This is a genomic window from Mycobacterium sp. IDUB_24 (assembly GCF_055419385.1).
In genome coordinates, this window is sequence record NZ_JBVAXO010000005.1 from 88085 (window position 1) to 107577 (window position 19493).

Annotated in this window: 19 protein-coding genes, 1 tRNA gene and 1 other RNA gene; 9 read left to right on the forward strand and 12 right to left on the reverse strand. The window is 66.4% G+C overall.

All coding sequences use genetic code 11. The features are described 5' to 3' along the window. Window positions 1-12 precede the first annotated feature (12 nt). The 6 genes from ACZYZF_RS18400 (at window position 13) to ligD (ending at window position 5768) form a co-directional block, all read left to right on the forward strand. Window positions 13-852 carry an SDR family oxidoreductase gene (locus ACZYZF_RS18400; RefSeq protein WP_463836434.1) on the forward strand — a complete coding sequence of 280 codons (840 nt, stop codon included), beginning with the start codon at window positions 13-15 and terminating at the stop codon, window positions 850-852. A 29-nt stretch (window positions 853-881) separates the two neighbouring features. Further along, entirely contained in the window at window positions 882-1751 is an 870-nt protein-coding gene (locus ACZYZF_RS18405; protein ID WP_463836435.1) for an alpha/beta fold hydrolase, read from the forward strand. Continuing rightward, window positions 1748-2440: an SDR family oxidoreductase gene (locus tag ACZYZF_RS18410; RefSeq protein WP_463836436.1), complete on the forward strand. Its 693-nt coding sequence runs from the start codon at window positions 1748-1750 to the stop codon at window positions 2438-2440. Before ACZYZF_RS18405 ends, ACZYZF_RS18410 begins: the two co-directional genes overlap by 4 nt. Continuing rightward, complete coding sequence (locus ACZYZF_RS18415; protein ID WP_463836437.1) at window positions 2437-3438, forward strand: NADP-dependent oxidoreductase; 1002 nt, start codon at window positions 2437-2439, stop codon at window positions 3436-3438. Before ACZYZF_RS18410 ends, ACZYZF_RS18415 begins: the two co-directional genes overlap by 4 nt. Before the next feature lie 217 nt (window positions 3439-3655). Then, window positions 3656-4714, forward strand: coding sequence for an ATP-dependent DNA ligase (locus ACZYZF_RS18420; RefSeq protein ID WP_463836438.1), 1059 nt, complete (start codon window positions 3656-3658; stop codon window positions 4712-4714). Between the two features lies 1 nt (window position 4715). Next, entirely contained in the window at window positions 4716-5768 is a 1053-nt protein-coding gene (gene ligD / locus ACZYZF_RS18425) for a non-homologous end-joining DNA ligase (RefSeq protein WP_463743793.1), read from the forward strand. Window positions 5769-5773: 5 nt separating this feature from the next. Here the strand turns inward: ligD and ACZYZF_RS18430 are convergent, their stop codons facing one another. The 4 genes from ACZYZF_RS18430 to ACZYZF_RS18445 all read right to left on the reverse strand — a co-directional run bounded on the left by ACZYZF_RS18430 (window position 5774) and on the right by ACZYZF_RS18445 (window position 10280). Continuing rightward, window positions 5774-7441, reverse strand: a complete 1668-nt coding sequence (locus ACZYZF_RS18430; protein WP_463836439.1) for a hypothetical protein — start codon at window positions 7439-7441, stop codon at window positions 5774-5776. A gap of 123 nt (window positions 7442-7564) precedes the next feature. Beyond that, a complete protein-coding gene (locus ACZYZF_RS18435; RefSeq protein WP_463836440.1) occupies window positions 7565-8581 on the reverse strand; it encodes an aldo/keto reductase in 1017 nt (338 codons plus the stop codon). After that, on the reverse strand, window positions 8578-9444 hold the full coding sequence (locus ACZYZF_RS18440) for an SDR family NAD(P)-dependent oxidoreductase (protein ID WP_463836441.1): 867 nt from the start codon (window positions 9442-9444) through the stop codon (window positions 8578-8580). Before ACZYZF_RS18440 ends, ACZYZF_RS18435 begins: the two co-directional genes overlap by 4 nt. A gap of 44 nt (window positions 9445-9488) precedes the next feature. Then, window positions 9489-10280: an SDR family NAD(P)-dependent oxidoreductase gene (locus ACZYZF_RS18445; protein WP_463836442.1), complete on the reverse strand. Its 792-nt coding sequence runs from the start codon at window positions 10278-10280 to the stop codon at window positions 9489-9491. A gap of 85 nt (window positions 10281-10365) precedes the next feature. Here ACZYZF_RS18445 and ACZYZF_RS18450 point away from each other — a divergent pair, with 85 nt between their 5' ends. Beyond that, window positions 10366-10938 (forward strand): TetR/AcrR family transcriptional regulator, encoded by a 573-nt coding sequence (locus ACZYZF_RS18450; protein ID WP_463743797.1) that lies wholly within the window; start codon window positions 10366-10368, stop codon window positions 10936-10938. 21 nt (window positions 10939-10959) lie between these two features. On the opposite strand, the gene ACZYZF_RS18455 is transcribed toward ACZYZF_RS18450, so the two are convergent. The 7 genes from ACZYZF_RS18455 to ACZYZF_RS18485 form a co-directional block, all read right to left on the reverse strand. After that, window positions 10960-11523, reverse strand: a complete 564-nt coding sequence (locus ACZYZF_RS18455; RefSeq protein ID WP_463743798.1) for a TetR/AcrR family transcriptional regulator — start codon at window positions 11521-11523, stop codon at window positions 10960-10962. Between the two features lie 25 nt (window positions 11524-11548). After that, window positions 11549-12013: a GreA/GreB family elongation factor gene (locus ACZYZF_RS18460; protein ID WP_463743799.1), complete on the reverse strand. Its 465-nt coding sequence runs from the start codon at window positions 12011-12013 to the stop codon at window positions 11549-11551. A 98-nt stretch (window positions 12014-12111) separates the two neighbouring features. Then, window positions 12112-13362, reverse strand: coding sequence for an NAD(P)/FAD-dependent oxidoreductase (locus ACZYZF_RS18465; RefSeq protein WP_463743800.1), 1251 nt, complete (start codon window positions 13360-13362; stop codon window positions 12112-12114). Window positions 13363-13437: 75 nt separating this feature from the next. Beyond that, window positions 13438-15006 carry a PucR family transcriptional regulator gene (locus ACZYZF_RS18470; protein WP_463743801.1) on the reverse strand — a complete coding sequence of 523 codons (1569 nt, stop codon included), beginning with the start codon at window positions 15004-15006 and terminating at the stop codon, window positions 13438-13440. Window positions 15007-15009: 3 nt separating this feature from the next. After that, window positions 15010-16032 (reverse strand): S1C family serine protease, encoded by a 1023-nt coding sequence (locus tag ACZYZF_RS18475; protein ID WP_463836443.1) that lies wholly within the window; start codon window positions 16030-16032, stop codon window positions 15010-15012. A gap of 50 nt (window positions 16033-16082) precedes the next feature. Beyond that, the gene (locus tag ACZYZF_RS18480) at window positions 16083-16859 is read right to left on the reverse strand and encodes a hypothetical protein (RefSeq protein ID WP_463743803.1); all 777 of its coding nucleotides are present in this window, start codon (window positions 16857-16859) and stop codon (window positions 16083-16085) included. 84 nt (window positions 16860-16943) lie between these two features. Next, window positions 16944-17029 (reverse strand) — tRNA-Ser (locus tag ACZYZF_RS18485). Window positions 17030-17098: 69 nt separating this feature from the next. On the opposite strand from ACZYZF_RS18485, the gene ffs reads away from it, so the two are divergent. Beyond that, window positions 17099-17193: signal recognition particle sRNA small type (gene ffs / locus ACZYZF_RS18490), an RNA gene on the forward strand. Window positions 17194-17227: 34 nt separating this feature from the next. Then, window positions 17228-18508 carry an aspartate aminotransferase type Ic gene (locus tag ACZYZF_RS18495; protein WP_463836623.1) on the forward strand — a complete coding sequence of 427 codons (1281 nt, stop codon included), beginning with the start codon at window positions 17228-17230 and terminating at the stop codon, window positions 18506-18508. A 51-nt stretch (window positions 18509-18559) separates the two neighbouring features. On the opposite strand, the gene ACZYZF_RS18500 is transcribed toward ACZYZF_RS18495, so the two are convergent. After that, window positions 18560-19456, reverse strand: a complete 897-nt coding sequence (locus ACZYZF_RS18500) for a DUF559 domain-containing protein (protein WP_463836444.1) — start codon at window positions 19454-19456, stop codon at window positions 18560-18562. Window positions 19457-19493 lie beyond the last annotated feature (37 nt).

Here is a 19493-nt window from a genome sequence, read left to right on the forward strand (position 1 = left end):
GGAGGAGTCGGTATGAATCAGCAACGTCCCGGTTCGGTACTGGTTACCGGAGCAGGCCGGGGAATCGGTCTGGCGATCACCGAGCACATGAGCCGACGAGGTTGGGACGTGTACGCCACGGCGCGATCCGAGGCTGCCCTGCGCAGCCTCGATCGCTTGCCCAATGTGCACGCGGTAGCGCTCGACATCACCGACAGATCTGCGATCGCCGCGCTTCCCGATCGGCTTCCCGCTGAGCTCAACGGCGTCGTCAACAACGCGGGGATCATCGTCAACGGGCCGGTCGAGGGGCTGTCCCTCGATGATCTGACGCAGCAGTTGAACGTCAATGTGATCTCGCAGATCGCAGTGACCCAGGCGGTGCTGCCGAACATCCGTTCCGCCGGCGGCCGAGTGGTGTTCATGTCCTCGGTCAGCGGGTTGATCACCACACCGGGCACCGGTGCCTACACCGCATCGAAGTACGCGATCGAATCCCTGGCCGATGCGCTCCGGATGGAGTTGCGCCCGTGGCGAATTCCGGTGTCGCTCATCGAGCCGGGTCCGATCCGGACCGACATGTGGGCTGACGTGCTCGACGACTACGACCACATGACCAAACAACTCAGCGACGAGCATCGCCGACTGTATGCGTCGCACCTCGCCGGCAGCCGGAAATTGCTGGGATGTCTGCAGAAGCTGGCTGCTGATCCCAGCAGGGTCACCAAGGCCGTCGACCACGCGCTGACATCGAGGCGTCCGAAGCGTCGCTATCTACTCGACATCGTCAGCCGGACCCAGAAAGCCGTCGCCGCAATCGCGCCCACCGCGGTCAACGACGCGGTACTGGCTGCGGCAACCACATCCAGATGAAGCACACCGGTTTACCAAGGAAGGCAATCATGGCAGGCAATCGAAGGACCCGAAATGGCGTGTCGTACAAAAACGCGCCGACGAAATCGGTGTCCGTGAAGGGCGCTCGATTCGTCTACCGGGAGCTGGGCATCGATACCGGGGTGCCGGTGATCTTCCTCAATCACCTGGCGGCCAACCTCGACAACTGGGACCCGAGGGTCGTCGACGGTATCGCGGCGAAACACCGCGTGATCACCTTCGACAATCGCGGTGTCGGTGGTTCCGAGGGCAAGACGCCCGACACCGTCGAGGCAATGGCCCACGACGCCGTGGCGTTCATCCGTGCGCTCGGACTCGAGCAGGTCGATCTCCTCGGGTTCTCGCTCGGCGGCATGGTCTCGCAGGTGATCGCCCAACAAGAGCCCGCACTGGTGCGGAAGATCATCCTCGCGGGGACGGGACCTGCGGGAGGCGAAGGCATCGTCAACGTGACAAGACTGACCTACCTCGACACGCTTCACGCATTCGCCACGTTCAAAGATCCCAAGGAACTTCTCTTTTTCACGAGAACAGACCACGGCAAGTCGGAAGCCAAGGCATTCATCAAGCGGCTGAAGGAACGCACCGACGATCGGGACAAGGCGATGGCGCTCGGAGCATTCCGAACACAGCTCAAGGCGATTCACGCCTGGGGCCTTGAGAAACCGGCCGATCTCGCGACCATCCGTCAGCCCGTCCTGGTGGCCAACGGTGATGACGATCGCATGGTACCCACGCGGAACTCCTACGACCTGGCTCAACGCCTGCCCGATGCGACGCTGCGCATCTACCCCGACGCAGGACACGGCGGCATCTTTCAGGCCCACGAGCGGTTCGTTCCCGAGGCGCTCGAGTTCCTGGGAGCATCGATCTCATGACCTCACTCACCGAGCAGACCGTGTTGGTCACCGGAGCCAACCGCGGCATGGGCCGCGAATACGTCGCGCAGCTCCTCAACCGTGGCGTGACGAAAGTGTATGCAGCTGCCCGTGATCCGCGGACGATCGACGTCATCGATCCGCGCGTCGTCCCGCTTGAACTCGATGTCACCGATGCGACGTCCGTGGCCGAGGCGGCTGAGGCAGCGTCCGATGTCAGCGTGCTGATCAACAACGCCGGCATTGTGCGCGCAGCCTCGGTGCTCGACCACGACAGCTCCGGTCTGCGGGAACAGATGGAGACCAACCTCTTCGGTCCGCTGGCGATGGCTTCCGCTTTCGCCGATCGGATTGCGGAAAAGTCCGGCGCGATCGTCAACGTATCGTCGGTGCTCGCGTGGATGCCCATCGGCGCCAGTTACGGGGTGACCAAGGCCGCGCTGTGGAGCGCCACCGACTCGATGCGGCTTGAACTCGGGTCACGTGGCGTGCAGGTGGTCGGCGTCTACATGGGCCTGGTGGACACCGATATGGCCACGTTCGCCGATGCTCCCAAGTCCGACCCGGCCGACGTGGTGCGTCAGGTTCTCGACGGAATCGAGTCCGGTGCGGACGAGGTGCTGGCCGATGAAATGACCCGCGGTGTCCGGGCGCAGATGGACAAGCCCGTCCAGGAGCGTTTGCGATGAGAGCCTTCGCGATCGACCGATACAAGAGCAAGGACGGCGGCCGCATCGTCGACCTGCCGCAACCCGACGTCGGCGACAAAGACGTACTCGTCCAGGTCCATGCGGCCGGGGTGAACGTCCTGGATACAAAGATCGCCGCCGGCGAATTCAAGATTTTCCTGCCCTATCGATTCCCGCTTGTTCTCGGCAACGACGTGGCCGGCGTCGTGGTGCAGGTCGGAGCCCAGGTGCGGCGCTTCAAGCCCGGCGACGAGGTGTATGCGCGGCCGGACAAGGACAGGATCGGCACCTTCGCGGAATTCATTGCGATGGACGAAGCCGACGTCGCGCTCAAGCCCAGAGAGCTGAGCATGGTGGAAGCGGCGTCCGTTCCGCTCGTCGGCTTGACCGCGTGGCAGGCGCTCGTCGAGAAGGCGAACGTACAACCCGGGCAGAAGGTCTTCATCCAGGCAGGCACCGGCGGGGTGGGGACGTTCGCCATCCAGCTGGCTAAACACCTGGGTGCCACCGTCGCCACCACAGCCAGTGCCGCCAACTTCGAACTGGTCAAAGCCCTCGGGGCAGATGTCCTGATCGACTACAAAACCGAGGACTTCGAGACGAAACTGCGCGGCTACGACGTCGTTCTGCACAGTCAGGACTCGAAAACCTTGGACAAATCCCTGCGGGTACTCAAGCCAGGCGGGGCCCTCATCTCCATATCCGGGCCACCAGACCCGGCCTTCGCGGACGAAATCGGCGTGCCCTGGTATGTCAAACCCATCATGCGCGCGTTGAGCTTTGGGGCGAGGCGAAAGGCCAGGCAACGCAACGTGATGTTCTCGTTCCTGTTCATGCGGGCCAACGGCGAACAGCTGAGCGAGATCACCTCCCTCATCGACCAAGGCATCATTCGCTCAGTTGTCGAAAAGGTTTTCCCGTTCGAATCGACCAAGGAAGCCCTGGGTTACATCGAACGAGGACGGGCAAAAGGCAAGGTGGTCGTCAACCTGATGTAGCGATGCCCACGGAGGGTGTGAAATACCGGCGTTTTGGCTACTCGTATGGTGCGACAACGCCGGCCGAGTCGCGAGGCAAGAGCGGGAACACAGGGTTTCAGGCGGCCCCCACGGCATGCGTCAAGCAGAGCGTGACTGGTCCCACCCGCCGCCGGCGTCGGCGCGATGAGTTGGTGGCGGCGCGGCGGTCTAGATCCAGGACACCCGATGAACCAGGATGGAGCCCGTGGACCTACCCGTAGAGCCGCCGATCGAACCGATGCTCGCCAAAGCCCAGGTGAAAGTGCCCGACGAGGGCGGGGTGTGGTCCTACGAGCCGAAATGGGACGGCTTCCGCGCGCTGGTCTTCCGTGACGGCGACGAGGTGGTGCTGCAGTCGCGCAGCGGAAAGGAACTCGGGCGATACTTCCCCGAACTGCTCGATGTGCTGCGTGACGAACTCGCCGACCGCTGTGCCCTCGATGGCGAGGTGGTGGTGCCTCGACAGATCGACGGGCGGGTACGTCTGGACTGGGAGTCGTTGTCACAGCGCATCCATCCCGCCGAGTCGCGGGTGCGGATGCTCGCCGAACAGACGCCGGCGCATTTCATCGGATTCGACGCACTGGCCACCGGCGACCGGTCACTGCTCGACGAGCCGTTCCGGGTACGCCGTGAAGCATTGATCGACGCCGTCAAATCCAAGCAGTGGTGCCACGTCACGCGAACCACCACCGATCCCGAACTCGGGGCGCAGTGGTTGCAGACCTTCGAGGGTGCGGGGCTCGATGGGGTGATCGCCAAGAAGCTCGACGGGCAGTATCTGCCCGGGAAGCGCGAGATGATCAAGGTCAAGCACCATCGCGACGCCGACTGCGTGGCCATCGGCTACCGCATCCACAAGAGCGGGGAAGGTATCGGCTCGATCCTGCTCGGCCTTTACCGCGCCGACGGCGAGCTGCAGATGGTCGGTGGCGCAGCGTCGTTCAGCGTCAAGGACCGGCTCAAACTGCTGGCCGACCTGGAACCGCTGCGCGAGGGCGACGAAGTCCGCGACGGTGACCCGAGCCGCTGGAACTCGGCCGCCGACAAGCGTTGGATTCCGGTGCGCCCGGAGCGGGTGTGTGAGGTGGCCTATGACCAGATGGAGGGTAACACCGTGAACGGCAGGCGATTCCGGCACGCGGTGAAGTTCATGCGCTGGCGCCCCGACCGGGAACCCTCGAGCTGCACGTTCGACCAGCTCGACGTGCCGCTGAACTACGACCTGTACGACGTGCTTGAGGGAGACAGTTGACATGGCTGAAAAAGCTGGAGGAGCAACCGAACTCGACGTCGACGGGATCAAGGTGCGGTTCACCAGCCCGGACAAGGTGTACTACCCGAAGCTCGGCTCGGCCGGGACCAAGGGCAAGTTGATGGAGTACTACCTGTCAGTGGCCGACCGGATGGTGACGCTGTTGAAAGACCGGCCGACGCACTTGCAGCGCTTCCCCGACGGCATCGAGGGTGAGGAGATCTATCAGAAGCGAGTGCCGCAGAAGCACCCCGACTATCTGGAGACCTGCGTCGTCACCTTCCCGTCCGGGCGCACCGCCGACGCGCTCAAGGTGACTCACCCGGCGGCCATTGCGTGGGCCGCGCAGATGGGCACGATCACGTTGCACCCCTGGCAGGTTCGATGCCCGGACACCGAACATCCCGACGAGCTGCGCATCGATCTGGACCCACAGCCCGGCACCGGTTTCGCCGAGGCCGCCGCGGTCGCGTGCGATGTGCTCAAGCCGCTGCTCGACGAACTCGGCCTGGTCGGCTATCCCAAAACGTCGGGCGGTCGGGGCGTGCACATCTTTCTGCGGATCAAGACCGACTGGGATTTCATCGAGGTGCGCCGGGCCGGGATCGCCTTGGCCCGCGAGGTCGAACGCCGTGCGCCAGACGCGGTCACCACCTCGTGGTGGAAGGAAGAGCGGGGCGAGCGGATGTTCATTGATTACAACCAGAATGCCCGCGACCGCACGTTCGCCTCACCTTATTCGGCGCGCAAAACCCCGATCGCGACGGTGTCGACGCCGTTGTCCTGGGACGAGCTCCGCACGGCCAATCCTGACGACTACACCATCGCCACCGTGCCGGATTTCCTTGCCGGACGGGTTGATCCATGGGCCGGCATCGACGACGACAAGCAGTCCCTGCAGCCGCTGCTGGACCTGGTGGCCGCCGATGAGGAGCGCGGCCTCGGGGATCTGCCGTACCCGCCGAGCTATCCGAAGATGCCGGGCGAGCCGCCGCGGGTGCAGCCCAGCAAGAAGGTCGCCGAGAACTGGGACGAGCAGGGCAATCGTCGCTGACGCAGTCAGAGCAGCCGGAGCAGAGCGAAGTCTGACGGTGGCCGGGGAGCCACCGGCGCGGTGGCAAGCGTCGGCTGGAATGCGGTGGTGATCAGTGCCGGGGCGGAACCGCCGATCACGACGGCGCTGGTAGGTCCGGCCGGTGTCGGCAGGTTGAGCGTCTGGCCTGGCTCGCCGTAGATGCCCGAGCAGTCAACGCCTTCACAGGCTCCGGTGGACGCATCGATCCGGCCCGCGAACATGTCATCCACCCAGCCGGTGATGAGGGTCTGTGAGGCCGCCTTGTTCGGCTCCGTGGAGAACCCGTAGAACAGGTACGACAGGAGCTGGATGGCCGGGCTCCCACCCTGCATGGCATCCAGGTGTTGGCCGTCAGCCAGCACTACGCCGTTGAACATGTCCGGTCGATGCTCGATCAGCGCCGCATCGACCCGGCGCACTTCCTTGGGCGCACCCAGTTCCAGTACCGGGACGTAGGTATCCAGCCCGTCCAGTTTGTCCAACGCATCCGGCAGTACGTTCTCCGGCGGCGCGCCGTCGAGCAGTACCACGCCGGCCAGATGGTTCTCTGCCCCAGTCGATTTGACGGCATCCGCGTAGTAGCCCGCGGCGCCGGCCACCACACCCGCGCCCAGCGAGTGCCCGACCAGGACGAACGTTTCCGGAAGGGGTACGTCGGCACCGTACCTTGCGGCGTATCCGGCTGCCTGCGCGCTGGCGGTCAACGCCTCGCGGTCACCGAGGAACAGCTCGGCTGTTGCGCGATAGACCTGATCGTCACCCAACCAGAACCCGTCCCGGACAAACCGATTCGACGAGTAGGTCGGCACCACCACGACGCTGTTGGTGCGCTCGGCCAGGTTTGCCGCGGTGTAGCTGTACATCGCACTCACGCCGAGGAACCCGTGCTGCAGCAGGATGATCCGCTCCGGCGGTTCGTCGCCCTCCGGGTAGTACCAGTCAGCGGGTACGTTGCGGCCTTCCGTGATCTCCAACGAGGAACTTCGTACCGTGACGTTGCTGCCGGCGGGAACCCTGGGCGGACCCGCGATGGCGGTGACGGCCACACCGACGAAGTCGAAGACGAATGACTGGATTTGGTCGGGCAGTGACAGCGACGGCGCCGCGGTTGGCGGCACCGGCAAGGTGGGCGCCGCGGCCTGTGGATCTGGCGCTGCGAACGAGGCCGCGACGCGCTTGAAGACGTGTCGCAGCATCGGCGCGGCTTGCTGCTCATTGGTTTCGACGGACTCGACGGGCTCCGCGGACGCTCCCGGTGCGGTGGGTGCAGCGCTCGGCTGTGCCTTCGAGAGGAAGTTGACCAATACGGTCTTGCGTTGCGTGGCACGCGTTTCGCGTCCGCTTGCGCCAGGTACTGCCGCCGGGGTGGGCCGGGACGCGGCTATCTTGGCGGGCTTGATCGCCTTCTTGCCCACGACGTCCCGATCGGCGTCAGCTGACCGGGCTGAATGACGTGTCCGGTTGGGGCTGCGACGTGGACCCGCCCGGTGGCCCTTGCTCGACGGACTTGCGCTGGCAGCGGACTCGGATGCCTTCGGGCCGTCGGAACCTGATCCAGTGTCGGCAGTCGCCACATCGGCTCCGGCGACCATTGCCGCAGAAACCCCGGCCGCCACCGCGCCTGCCCCGAGCCAAACCGATAGTCGCGCCACAGTGTCTCCTGCCCCGAGAAGCGTCGATTCTCGAGCGTCAATGTATGACACGCGCAGGTCGCAGTAGACAGTTTTCGCAATCTGCGCACGATCGGCTCGGAACCGTTCAACGTCCCAGCGGCCTCATCGAATGGTTCGGGCGTGAACCGGGGCGTAGCGCTCGCCGGCGACTCGGTCCGGTGCGAAGATCTCGGCCAGAAGCGCCACTTCGTTTGCGCTGATCGCAACATCGGTGGCAGCGATGTTCTCCCGGACGAACGGAATCCGCTTGGTTCCGGGAATCGGCACTACATCGAGCGGCTGTGCCAGCAGCCAGGCCAACGCCAGTTGTCCCGGGCTGCAACCCTTCTCCGTCGCGATGGCCTGAAGTTTCTCGACTGGCTCGAGGTTGACCGCGAGGTTCTCGGCGGAGAACCTCGGGTTCGTGGCGCGGAAGTCGCTTGCAGCGAAGGTGCTACCGGCCTTCACGGATCCGGTGAGCGCCGAGCGGCCCAGGGGGCTGTAGGGCACGAGGGTGATGTCCAATTCCCGGCATGTCGATGTGATGCCGTCCTCTACGTGCCGTTCCCACAGTGAGTACTCGGATTGCAGCGCGGTGATCGGGTGGGTGGCGTGTGCGCGACGGATCTGATCTGGGCCGACCTCGCTGAGTCCGATGGCACGGACTTTGCCCGCCGTGACGAGTTCGGCCATCGCTCCCACGGTTTCCTCGATCGGCACGCTCGGGTCGAGGCGATGGTAGTAGTACAAATCGATGACGTCGGTACGCAAGCGGTGCAGACTGGCCTCACATGCCGACCGCACATACTCGGGCCGGCCGTCGATCGCGATCCCGTCGGCAGAGTCGTTGACCTTCGCCGCGAACTTGGTAGCCAACACGATCTCGTCCCGGTGCCCGGCGATCGCGCCGCCGATCAGTTGCTCGTTGTGGCCGAAGCCACGGATCGGCACACCGAAGGTGATGTCGGAGGCGCCATAGACATCGGAGGTATCGAGGAAATCCACCCCGAGCTCAAGTGCGATGCGAATAGTGGCTGCCGATTCGCTGTCGTCCGCTTCGCCGTAGGACTGCGACATTCCCATGCAGCCCAGGCCGATCGGGCGCACCGTAAGATCGGAATGCCCGAGGGTTGTCCTCATTTGGCCGCTCCCAGGGGGTCGACCTGATCGGCGGTGACATCGTCGGCCGCGGTGGAAAGGCTGAGGGACTCCCACTTCTCGTCGTCGGCGAGCAGGTCGTGTCCGGCGGAGGTCGCGTAGCGGTAGGCATCGGGTCCGACGAGCAATCGCTCTGGGGGATCACTCATCTCGGCGATGGTGAGGACGAGTCCGGCCACCTTGGCGGGGTCGCTGGCACCGAGGTTCTCCGGTGTGCTCTGTGCGATCGACGCACCGACGGTGCCGGCGTACTCCTCGCGGACCGAGGCGGCCCGCATCGACGATCCGGCCCAATCAGTGCGCATACCACCGGGTTCGAGCACGGTGACCTTGATTCCGAGAGGCTCGACTTCTTTTGCGAGCACGCCGGAGAATCCGGTGACTGCCCACTTGGCGGACTGGTAGGCGCCCAGGCCGGCGCGCACGAGTCGCCCGCCCACCGATGAGATCTGGACGATGTGGCCGGCGCGCTGGGTGCGCATGACGGGCAATGCGGCTTGGGTCAGCCGTACGACGCCGAAGAAGTTGGCGTCGATCTGGGCACGGAAGTCGTCGAAGTCGAAGTCCTCGATGGCGGCCATGTTCGCGTAGCCCGCATTGTTGACCAGCACGTCGAGTCGGCCGAACCTCTCGACCGCGGTGGCCACGGCCGCGTGTACCTGGGCGTCGTCCGTCACGTCGAGTTCGACGACGGCGAGGCGATCCGGCTCCTGCTCGGCAAGGTCGGCCAGGGCAGTGGCGGAGCGGACTCCGGCGACGACGCGGTGCCCTGCGTCCAACGCGGCTTCGACGATGGCGCGACCCAGACCCCGGGATGCGCCGGATACCAGAAACACGTTCGACATTGCGTTACCTACTTTCGGTTGACATATCTGGGTGGAGTAGTGGTTCAGGCGACGCTGCGGACTGTTCCGCCGTCGACGCGCAGATCGGCTCCGCTGATGTAGCCGGCCTGCATGCTGGCCAAAAATGCGACTGCGGAGGCGATTTCGTGCGGCATACCGAAGCGGCCGATGTCGTTGGGAAACCACTCGGTCGCGGCGGCTCTCTCGATGTCTTCCCACGTCGAGCCCCACCCGTGCACTGCTGCGGCGCGGATGGCCATGTCCCGCACAGGTTCGGTCAGGATGGCGCCCGGCGCGACGGCGTTGGACGTGATGCCCGTGCCGGCGAGTTCCCGGGCCAGCGACACAGTGAGGTTGTGCCGGGCGGCGAGGGTTGCGTTGTAGTGCGGTTGCATGGCGACCGGCTGGATCGCCAGCCCTCCACCGATCTGAATGACGCGGCCCCACCCGCGCTGCCGCATCCCGGGCACAAGGCGCTCGATCATGCGTACGCCGGATACGACGTTGACCTGATAGATCTGTGCCCACGACTCGGCCGTGAGATCGGACCATCCGAGCCCGTCGTAGTACCCGGCGTTGTTGACGAGGATGTCGATGTCGCCCGCGGTCGCGGCAACGGCGTCGGCGCCATCGTCGGTGGTCAAGTCACCGGTGACGGACACCGCGTCGCCGCCGCCGGCTCGAATGCCGTCGGCGACGGCCCTCGTGCGTGATGCGTCGCGCCCGTGGACCACGACCGAAGCACCCTCGGCGGCAAGCGTTTCTGCGATGGACTGCCCCAGTCCGGTGCTCGATCCGGTGACCAGTGCGCGCTTACCCGACAACCCGAGATCCATGACCCACTCCCATGTCTACGTCTGTATACATTCGATAGGTATACAGACGTAGACTTGCGCCCGGATATTCCCTAGCGTTCTCGGCATGGGTTCCTCACGACCACGCAATGCTGCAGGCACGCGCGAAGCGATCCTGCAATCGGCGATCCGCCACTTCGCGCTGTCCGGCTATGACGGTGTCGGCGTTCGTGAGATCGCACGAGACGCCGGGGTCACCGCGATGCTGGTGAACCGCTACTTCGGGTCCAAAGAGCAGCTGTTCGCCGAGGCGGTCGAAACCTCCTTCGCACCACCGGCGATCGTCGCCGAGGAACCGGACGCCCTCGCGCGCGACATGGCCACCGCGCTGGTCCAGCGCTCCGACCCGGATGCAGACCCACTGGAGCCGTTCCTGATCATGCTCCGCTCTGTCTCGAACCCGGTCGCGGTGAACATCGTGCGCGACGCGATCGCGCGCCACGTCGGCCGGCGGTTGGGCCGCCAGCTCCCCGAGCCCGGACGGCAGCTCCGCACCGACGCGATGCTGTCGGTGGTCAGCGGTGTCCTTCTGATGCGCCGGGTGATGCGAAGCCCGGGCTTGACCGACTGCGATACCGGCCAATTGACCGCTCTGTTCGAGCGCCTGTTCGCCACGATCATCGATGCTGACCTGGACTGAGCCCGGCGCCAAGGCCGAGCGTCAGCTCCCCAGCATCAGATCCAGAAAACGCTCGTACCTGTCGGCGGTGGTCAGGGCGTCGGCCGAGTCCATCAGATGCAGCACTCCGATACCCGTCGCGAAGGTGGCCTGGCCGCGCAGCGCCGCGTTCTCGGGGCTGAACCCGTAGTCGGCATACGCCTTGGTGACCGCGACCAGAACGCGATGGTCGGCCGCCCGCACATTGGCCGCGGCGACGTCGTCGGATCTGGCCCACTCCCGCATCGCGCGCTCCAAGGTCCAGTGGCGCGGGGACAGCAGTTGCTTCATCATCGTCGACAGCCGCTCGCGCGGCGGCAGGTGTTCGAGTTCGGCAAGTGAGCGCCGGTCCTGTTCCAGGAACACATTCCACGACGCGACCAGGGCGGCCCGATAGCCCTTCATATCGGTGAAGTGCCAGTAGAAGCTGCCCCGGGTCGCGCCGATCTGCTCGCAGAGGCGTTCGATCTTCAGTGCCCGCATCCCGTCGGAGGCCAGCAGGGCGTACCCGGCCTGCACCCAGTCATCGGCGGTCAAGCTGCCGGGCGTGCCTTTGCGTTCGGCCATCCGAACAGGGTAGGACGGATGCGCCCTATCCCGCGGCCGGCAGGTGCATCCCGAACGGCACCGCGCTGATCAGAGTGACCGGCACGGCCTCGCCGCTGGGCACCGGGTAGCTGCGGTGCTCGCCGGGACGCGCACCGACGATGGCCTCGCCCAACGGTGAGTTCACCGAATAGACCTCCAGGTCGCCGTATTCGGCGCCCCGGACACCCAGCAGGAATGTCTCGATCTCACCGGTCTGGTCGTAGCGCACCGTCAGCACCATGCCCGGCTCCGCCACTCCGTCGTCCGGCGGATCCTCACCGACGACGGCGTTGAGCAGCAGATCGTGGATCTGCTGGATGCGGGTCTGCCGGGCCCGCTGGATGGCCACCTCGTTCTCGTCGGAGTCGGAGGCTGCTTCTCCTGCGATCAGATCACGTAGCGTCGACAGTTCGACCTGCAGGCGCTCGTAGGCCTGCGGTGATAACCAAACACGTTGGCTGACAGTCATTGTGGTTTCCTTCCGATGATGCTCCAGTTGCCGTCAGGGGCGGGTTGTGCACCGCCCCTGACGGCTTTGGGGGCCCGTCAGGGCAAGGTCGTGAATCGTCAGCGCAGGGGATCGAATTCCCGCAGCGCCTCGGGTTGCTTCCCGGTGGTCATGTATTCGGCGAGCAGTCGGCCGGTGACGGGGCCGTGCGCCAGCCCCCACATACCGTGCCCGCCTGCCACGTAAATGCCTTGTGCCACTGCGCCTATCAGTGGACGCCCGTCGGGGGTGACGGGCCGCGGGCCCACCCACGCATCGGTGCGGGCTTCCCAGTCCACCCCATCGAGCAGCGGGGCGGCCGCGGCGATGATCGCGTCGACCCGCGGCGGTTGCAGCGGATCGTCGGGGGAGCGGAACTCCATAGTTCCGGCCACCCGCAACCGGCCTTGATACGGCGTGCAGGCGACACGGGCGTCGGGCAGATAGATGGGACCGAGAACCGGGCGGTCCACCGGCACAGTGAACGAGTAACCGCGTCCGGCCTGCACCGGCGTGTGGACCCAGGGCTTCGCCAGCTTCGACAGCCACGCCCCGGTGGCGATCACCGCGGTCTCGGCGCTCAATGTTCGGTCCGTCAGGTCTACCTTCACGTCGGCACCCACAGCGCGCACGTCGGTCACTTCCCCGATGACCAGCTCCGCGCCCCTGGCGGTGACGGCGTCGCCGAGCGCCTGGACGAACCGGCCCGGGTCCACGAAGCGCTGGCCTTCCACACTGATGCCCGCGGTGATCGCCGACGACGCCAGCGGGACATGGTCGCGCAGCATCTCACCGGACAGGCCGGTGACCGTGACGGTCTGTCCGACGGCGGCCATCCGGCGCAGTTCGGTCATCAGATGTTCGGCTTGGTGGGAGTCTTCGAACAGCGCGGTGATCGGACCGTCAGTGGTGGGTACCGACACCCCGTTGGAAGTCAGCACGTCGTAGGCCTCGAGGCATTCCTCGTTGAGCGGCACGTTGGCTCTGGCGACCCTGGTCCAGGTCGAGAGCCGGCAGTTCATGGCGAACCGGGCCAGGAACGCCAGCAACCGGGGGCCCGATGTCAGCGGGATGTGCAGGGGAGCGGCCGGGTCGAAAAGGGACCGGAGGCCGTAACGCAGCACTGCCGGATCGTTGAGCGGGATCGTCAGCGTCGGCGAGACCCAGCCGGCATTGCCCCATGACGCACCTGCGGCGACCCCGGTGCGGTCGACAACGGTGACCTTGACCCCATGCTCCTGGAGAAACCATGCGGTGGACAGGCCGACGATGCCTGCACCCACGACAACCGCTGACCGCGGTGCACCGTCAATGCGCTCGACCCCATACATGTCTTCCATGGTGGGGCCGCTCACCCGTTCGGTATTTGCGCCAGCTCGACAAACAGCAGGTGAGAGATTGTCGAGCTACGACAACTCTTCGGTCGCGGCCAGCTCGATCATCATCGCCAGCCGCTTGCGTGCATCGGCCAGGTCCAACTGGGTGAGTTCGATCATCTTGCGTAACCGGTAACGCACGGTGTTCTCGTGCACACCCAGCGTCCGCCCGGCCGCGGCCAGATCGCCCTGGGCTTCCAACCAGGCCCGCAGCGTGGCCGCGTACTGCGTGCCATTGGCCTGGTCGTGGGCCCGTAGCTCGGCGACGGGTCCGCGCTGCGGCGCCCGGCCGGCGCGGGCAGCGATCCGCAGGCGCTGCAGCAGGATCTCGTCCCAGGCCTCGTCGTAGACCGGCACCCTGTCGTCGAGGCCGAGGGCACCTTCGTGCCGGACCTCGTGCAGGACTTCGTGCAGGGCCAGGCATTCGTCGGCCTCACTGCGGGCCAGCGCCAACTCGACGGCAGTGGCCGGACCGCTGATGCCGGCCAGCACGGTCACCGGCTCGGGCAACGCGGCGCGCAGCCCCGCCACCCACCGGCTCGCGGCGTCGGCCTCGGCGCCGGGCAACACGGTGTAGACGGTGTTGCCGGCCAGGGCGCTGCGCCCGGGACGTGACCAGCCGAAGCCCGCGGTCGCCCGCTCGAAGGCCAGCAGCAGCGCGGCGTGCCGCTCGTCGGCGGTCCGGGCACGCAACGCGATCACCCGCAACGGCGTCTGCGGCAACCCGAGCCGGCTGGCTGCCGTGGTGGCATCGGCGGCGCCCTCGAGGAGACGGATGACGAGCTCCGACTCCACCTGGCGTTCCAGATCGGCGCTGGCGCGGGAGCGAAGCAGATGCAGGGCGACCATGCGGGCACCGTCGGCCAGCGCGGCCCGGCGCGCGTCGGGCAACGGAGCGGTACAGGCCACCCAGATCGAACCGAGCAGTTCGCGACCAGCCCGGGCAGCCACCACCATCCGCCCGGTCAGGCCGAGCTCGTGATCGCCGTCGACGAACATCGGCTCGTCCGATTCGGCCAGGTGCCGGAACACCCCACGGGTCTCGAACAGGGTGCGCAGCGGTTCGGGTGCCCCACGGCTCAGGATCGTCTCGGCGCGAGCCGGATCGGCATGCTGCTGCAGCCGCGAGTACGCCAGCACCGCGCTACGCCGGTCTTCGATGGTGACCGCGCCACCCACCGCATCGGCGAGGCTGTCGGCCAGTGCGAACAAATCGGTTGGGCCGCGCCCGGATTCGGTCTCCCGGCCTTCCAGCACGACGCCGTAGACCACGGCCGCCAGCTCGCTCCAGGAGACTTCGGGCTCGACCGTCATCACCGCGATGCGGTCGTCGGCTGTCAGTCCGTCGTCATCGGCGGGGCCGTTCGAGCCGCGGACCAGGACGACCACGGCGCGCGCTGCCTTCGCCCACCGCACCGCCTCGGCCACCGACCCGGCCCCGACCGCCAGCAGGACATCACCGATGACCTGGCCGGGTTCGTGCATCACCACGCTGCGCAGCTCGGTCGAGCGCGGCGCCGGACCGAGTCCGTGTGCCGGGGCGCGCAGCCGCACCCCGTAGCCGCCCAGGACGTTGATCAGGCGGTCGAGCGTGACCACGGATTACGGCCCGGCCGCCAGCGTGGCCTTGCCGGTGTGCTGCTGGCCGCCCTGGTCGAACCAGGTCAGGCCGATCACGTCGCCCGGGTAGTGCCGATCGAGCACCAGCGTCAGAGTGCGCGCCGAATCCAGCGGGGTGCTGTCGATATTGGTGAGCACGTCGCCCGGGATCAGGCCGGCCGCATCGGCCGGGCCGCCGGCGATGACGTCCTGGACGATCACGCCGCCGCTCTGGCGCTGCGCGGTACGGACGCCGACGCCGAGCAGGGTCGGCGGTCCGATGTGCACCGAGCCCGACGGGGTGCGGGCGCGGATCTGCCCGGCGATGGCCATCGCGTCGTTGATCGGAATCGCGAACCCCTTGCCGCCGGGGCCCATCCGGAAGTTCACCGACGCGGCAGTCGTCATACCCACGACCTGGCCGGCGTCGTTGACCACGGGCCCGCCGGAGTCACCGGCACGCACCGGTGCGGCGAACTCGAACAGGCCGTTGATCTCGTCACTGGTGCCGGTCAGCTCGTCTTCGGCGTTGACGGTGCGGTTGAACGCGCTGACGGTGCCGACCTCGTGGGTCAGGGGCGAGCCGGTGCCCCCGGCATTGCCGAGTGCGACGACGGGGTGGCCCGGTGCCAGTGCGGCCGAATCGCCGATCGGTGCCGGCGCGAGGCCGGCCGCACCGCGCAGTTGCAGCACCGCGATGTCGTTCTGACGGTCGTATCCGACCAGGTCCGCGGGGAATCTCTGGCCACCGACCGTGGCGCTGATCGAGTTGGCCCCTTGCACGACGTGATAGTTGGTCAGCACCTCACCGTTCGGCGACAGCACGATGCCGGTGCCGATGCCGTAGGCCTGTTGGTAATCCACAACGGTGTCGATGCGGGCCACCGACGGTTCGACCTGGGCGGCCACCGCGTCCGGATCACCGGGTGCGGCGGCGGCAGGTGCAATAGGGGCGATAACGGCCGTCGCGGCGGCCACTGCCACCGCGACGATCGTTCTGAACGGATGTGAGCTCACTTTGCTCATATACCCATCTTGGCTGGATAAGTACCCGATGTCGACGCGATTGGCGTGCGTCAGTCCTCGGCGGTGACTTCGCCGCGCGAGCGCCGGCCCCGCCGCTTGGTGCCGCTCTTGCTCGACGGCCGCCGGTTGCGCAGGGAGTTGCCCTCGCTCGGCTCGGCTTCCTCGGCCGTGGACTGAGGCTCTTCGGCGCCGGACTCTTCGGCCTGGTCCTCGGTCTCTTCCGCCTCGTCAGCGTCGTCCTCGGACTCGACCTCAGTGGACTCTTCGGTCTCGTCGACCGCTTCGGCCTCTTCAGTCTCCTCGGACTCGTCCGCCTCATCAGCTTCTTCATCCTCGGCGACGGCCTTCTTGCGCCCGCGGCGTTCGGCCTTCTCGCGGGTCTTGACCGGCTTCGGCGGCGGGGGCGGCAGCTCGGCGACAAAGGCCAGGTAGAAGGCGAAGATGCCGAGCAGCGCGATCGCGGCGGCGGCGCCGTAGATTCCGAACAGCCACGGCCCGAAGCTGTCCAAGGACAGCCAGATCTCGGAGACCGCGGTACCGACGATCAGCACTGCGGCCAGCACGTGCAGGGCGATCGAGGCGGTCCGCAACCGCAGCGCCATCTCGGGGGTGGACAGCTCGGGACGCTTGGTCCGCTGCAGCGTGAACACCACCGGCAGGGCCGCGAGACCGATCAACGCACCAGTGACGATGCGCAGGATCAGCCCGAGCGTCGGCGAGGTCTGGCCCATGAGTTCGGGCCAGCGCGGAAGAACGAAAAAGAAGAACAGGCCGGCGGCCACGATCGAAAACGACACGTGCCAGATCACCGCGACGGTGCGGCCCATACTCCTCCTCGGGGTACTTAATTGGGCCGGGGTGCGAGCTGCTGATCAGGGTTGATTCAGCAGGTCGCACCCCGGACCCGAGCGCGGAGGATAGGGGATTTGAACCCCTGAGGGCTGTTAACCCAACCCGCGTTCCAGGCGAGCGCCATAGGCCACTAGGCGAATCCTCCGTCGGCAATCGTAGCCGACGCTCGAACCGGTCCCGTAAACGCGGGGGACAGGGCGGGTATTACACTCGCCTTGGACCCCGCGCGGCGTCCATCCTGTGAACTCCCCCAGGGCCGGAAGGCAGCAAGGGTCAACGGGCTCTGGCGGGTGCGCGGGGTCCCCTTATGTCCAGCTCGTTCCGCTTCTGTGAAAGGCGCGCGGTGTCGTTCCAGTCTCTTGGCCGCGACGATCTGCTCGCGCAGCACGAAGTCCAACGGCGCAACTACGCAGAGCTGCAGGCGAAGAAGCTGAGCTTGGACCTGACCCGCGGCAAGCCGGCCCCCGAGCAGTTGGATCTGTCCAATGCGCTGCTGTCGCTTCCCGGCTCGGAAAAAGATTCCTTCCGCGACCGCACGGGCACCGATACCCGCAACTATGGCGGCCTGCACGGCCTGCCTGAGCTGCGGGAGATCTTCGGGGAGCTGCTCGGCATCCCGGTGCAGAACCTGATCGCAGGCAACAACGCGAGCCTGGAGATGATGCACGACGTCATCGTGTTCTCGCTGCTGCACGGCGGGGTGGATTCGGTGCGGCCCTGGATAAAAGAACCCGTCGTGAAGTTCCTGTGCCCTGCACCGGGCTACGACCGCCACTTCGCGATCACCGAGTCTTTCGGTATCGAGATGATCCCGGTGCCGATGCGCGAGGACGGACCCGACGTCGATCTGATCGAGGAACTCGTCGCGGCCGACCCGGCGATCAAGGGCATGTGGTGCGTCCCGGTGTACGGCAACCCGACGGGCGTCACCTACGCCTGGGAGGTCGTCCGGCGCCTCGTCCAGATGCGGACGGCGGCAAACGATTTCCGGCTGATGTGGGACAACGCGTATGCGGTCCACACCCTCACCGGCGAATTCATCCGTCAGGTCGACGTGCTGGGGCTGGCCGAGGCGGCGGGCAACCCGAACCGTCCGCTGGTGTTCGCCTCGACCTCCAAGATCACCTTCGCCGGGGCGGGGGTGAGCTTCCTGGGCGGCTCGCTGGGCAACATCGCCTGGTACCTGCAGCACGCGGGTAAGAAGTCGATCGGACCGGACAAGATCAACCAATTGCGCCACCGGATCTTCTTCGGCGACGCCGATGGCGTGAAATTGCAGATGCAGCGTCACCGCGAGTTGATCGCGCCCAAGTTCGCTCTCGTCGCCGAGATCCTCGAGGACCGGTTGGGTGAGTCGAAGATCGCGTCGTGGACGGATCCCAAGGGCGGCTATTTCGTCAGCCTCGACGTGTGGCCCGGCACGGCGAAGCGCACCGTCGCATTGGCCAAGGACGCCGGGATCGCGGTGACCGAGGCGGGTGCGTCGTTCCCGTATCGCAAGGACCCCGAGGACAAGAACATCCGCATCGCCCCGACGTTCCCGTCGCCGTCCGATCTGCGTGAGGCGATCGACGGTCTGGCCACCTGCGCGCTGCTGGCGGCGACCGAGCAACTTCTGCGTTGACTTAGAACTGACGGTGCATTTGTGCGAGTAGCGGTGTGCGTGGTTTCAAAGTCAACAACCGAGTTCCAGCGGGGGACCGCCGAGGGGCGGCCTCCGCGGCGTGATCCCGAGCTCTGGCCGCCAAAGTCGATCCCATTCACGCTCTACCCGGATGAGGATGGCGGGCCGTCGGTGTCCCGCGGCCACTCTCACGTGGGTCCAACCGGCTCGCGTGATGTAGTCGGCACGCACGATGTCATAGCCGAGCTGATCGGCGTGCTGCGCACCCTCGTATTCGACCGCCAGCATCAGTTCTTCCCAACCCATATCGAGGAAGTACCTCCGGTAGCCGTCGGGCCCGGGCACCGGTATCTGTGTCTGCGGCCGCGGAAAACCTGCGTCGACGAGCATCAGCCGCAGCCAGGTCTCTTTCGGGGACTGTCCGCCGGGGTCGAACAGGTCCAGCGCCCGTTCGAGTTGCCGCAGGCCACGGGCGTGGCGGTGGTGCGCGGCGAGCGTCAGCACGTCGCCCGCCGTTACTCCGGTGGCACGAGCAAGTGCGTCGAGCCGCGCGACGGCCGCCCCGATCAACCCGCGGCGCCCAAGGTCAAAAGCAGTGCGCTCGACGCTCGTGACCGACAGACCGTCGATGCGCACAACCTCCCGGTCGTAGATCAGGTCCTGTCGCGTGATCACCTTCTCGGGTGGCTTGGTCTTGGCGCTGATCAACTCGATGGGAACGTCGTCGGCCACCCACTTCGCGCCGTGGAGCGCCGATGCGGCGGCTCCTGCGATTACCGCGTTACGGCCTGACCACAACCATGCCGCAGTACTTCGTTGCCGCAGCGACACGGCAGTTCGCTTGTCCACGTAGATGTTGGGCAGGATCGTGCGGTGATAGCGGCTGAGCTGGTAGCGGTTGACGACGCCGGCCGCCAGGGCTTCGGTGCCGATGAAGGGCTCACTCATTCGGCGAGAGTCGCTGGTATCGGGGACAAAGATGGGT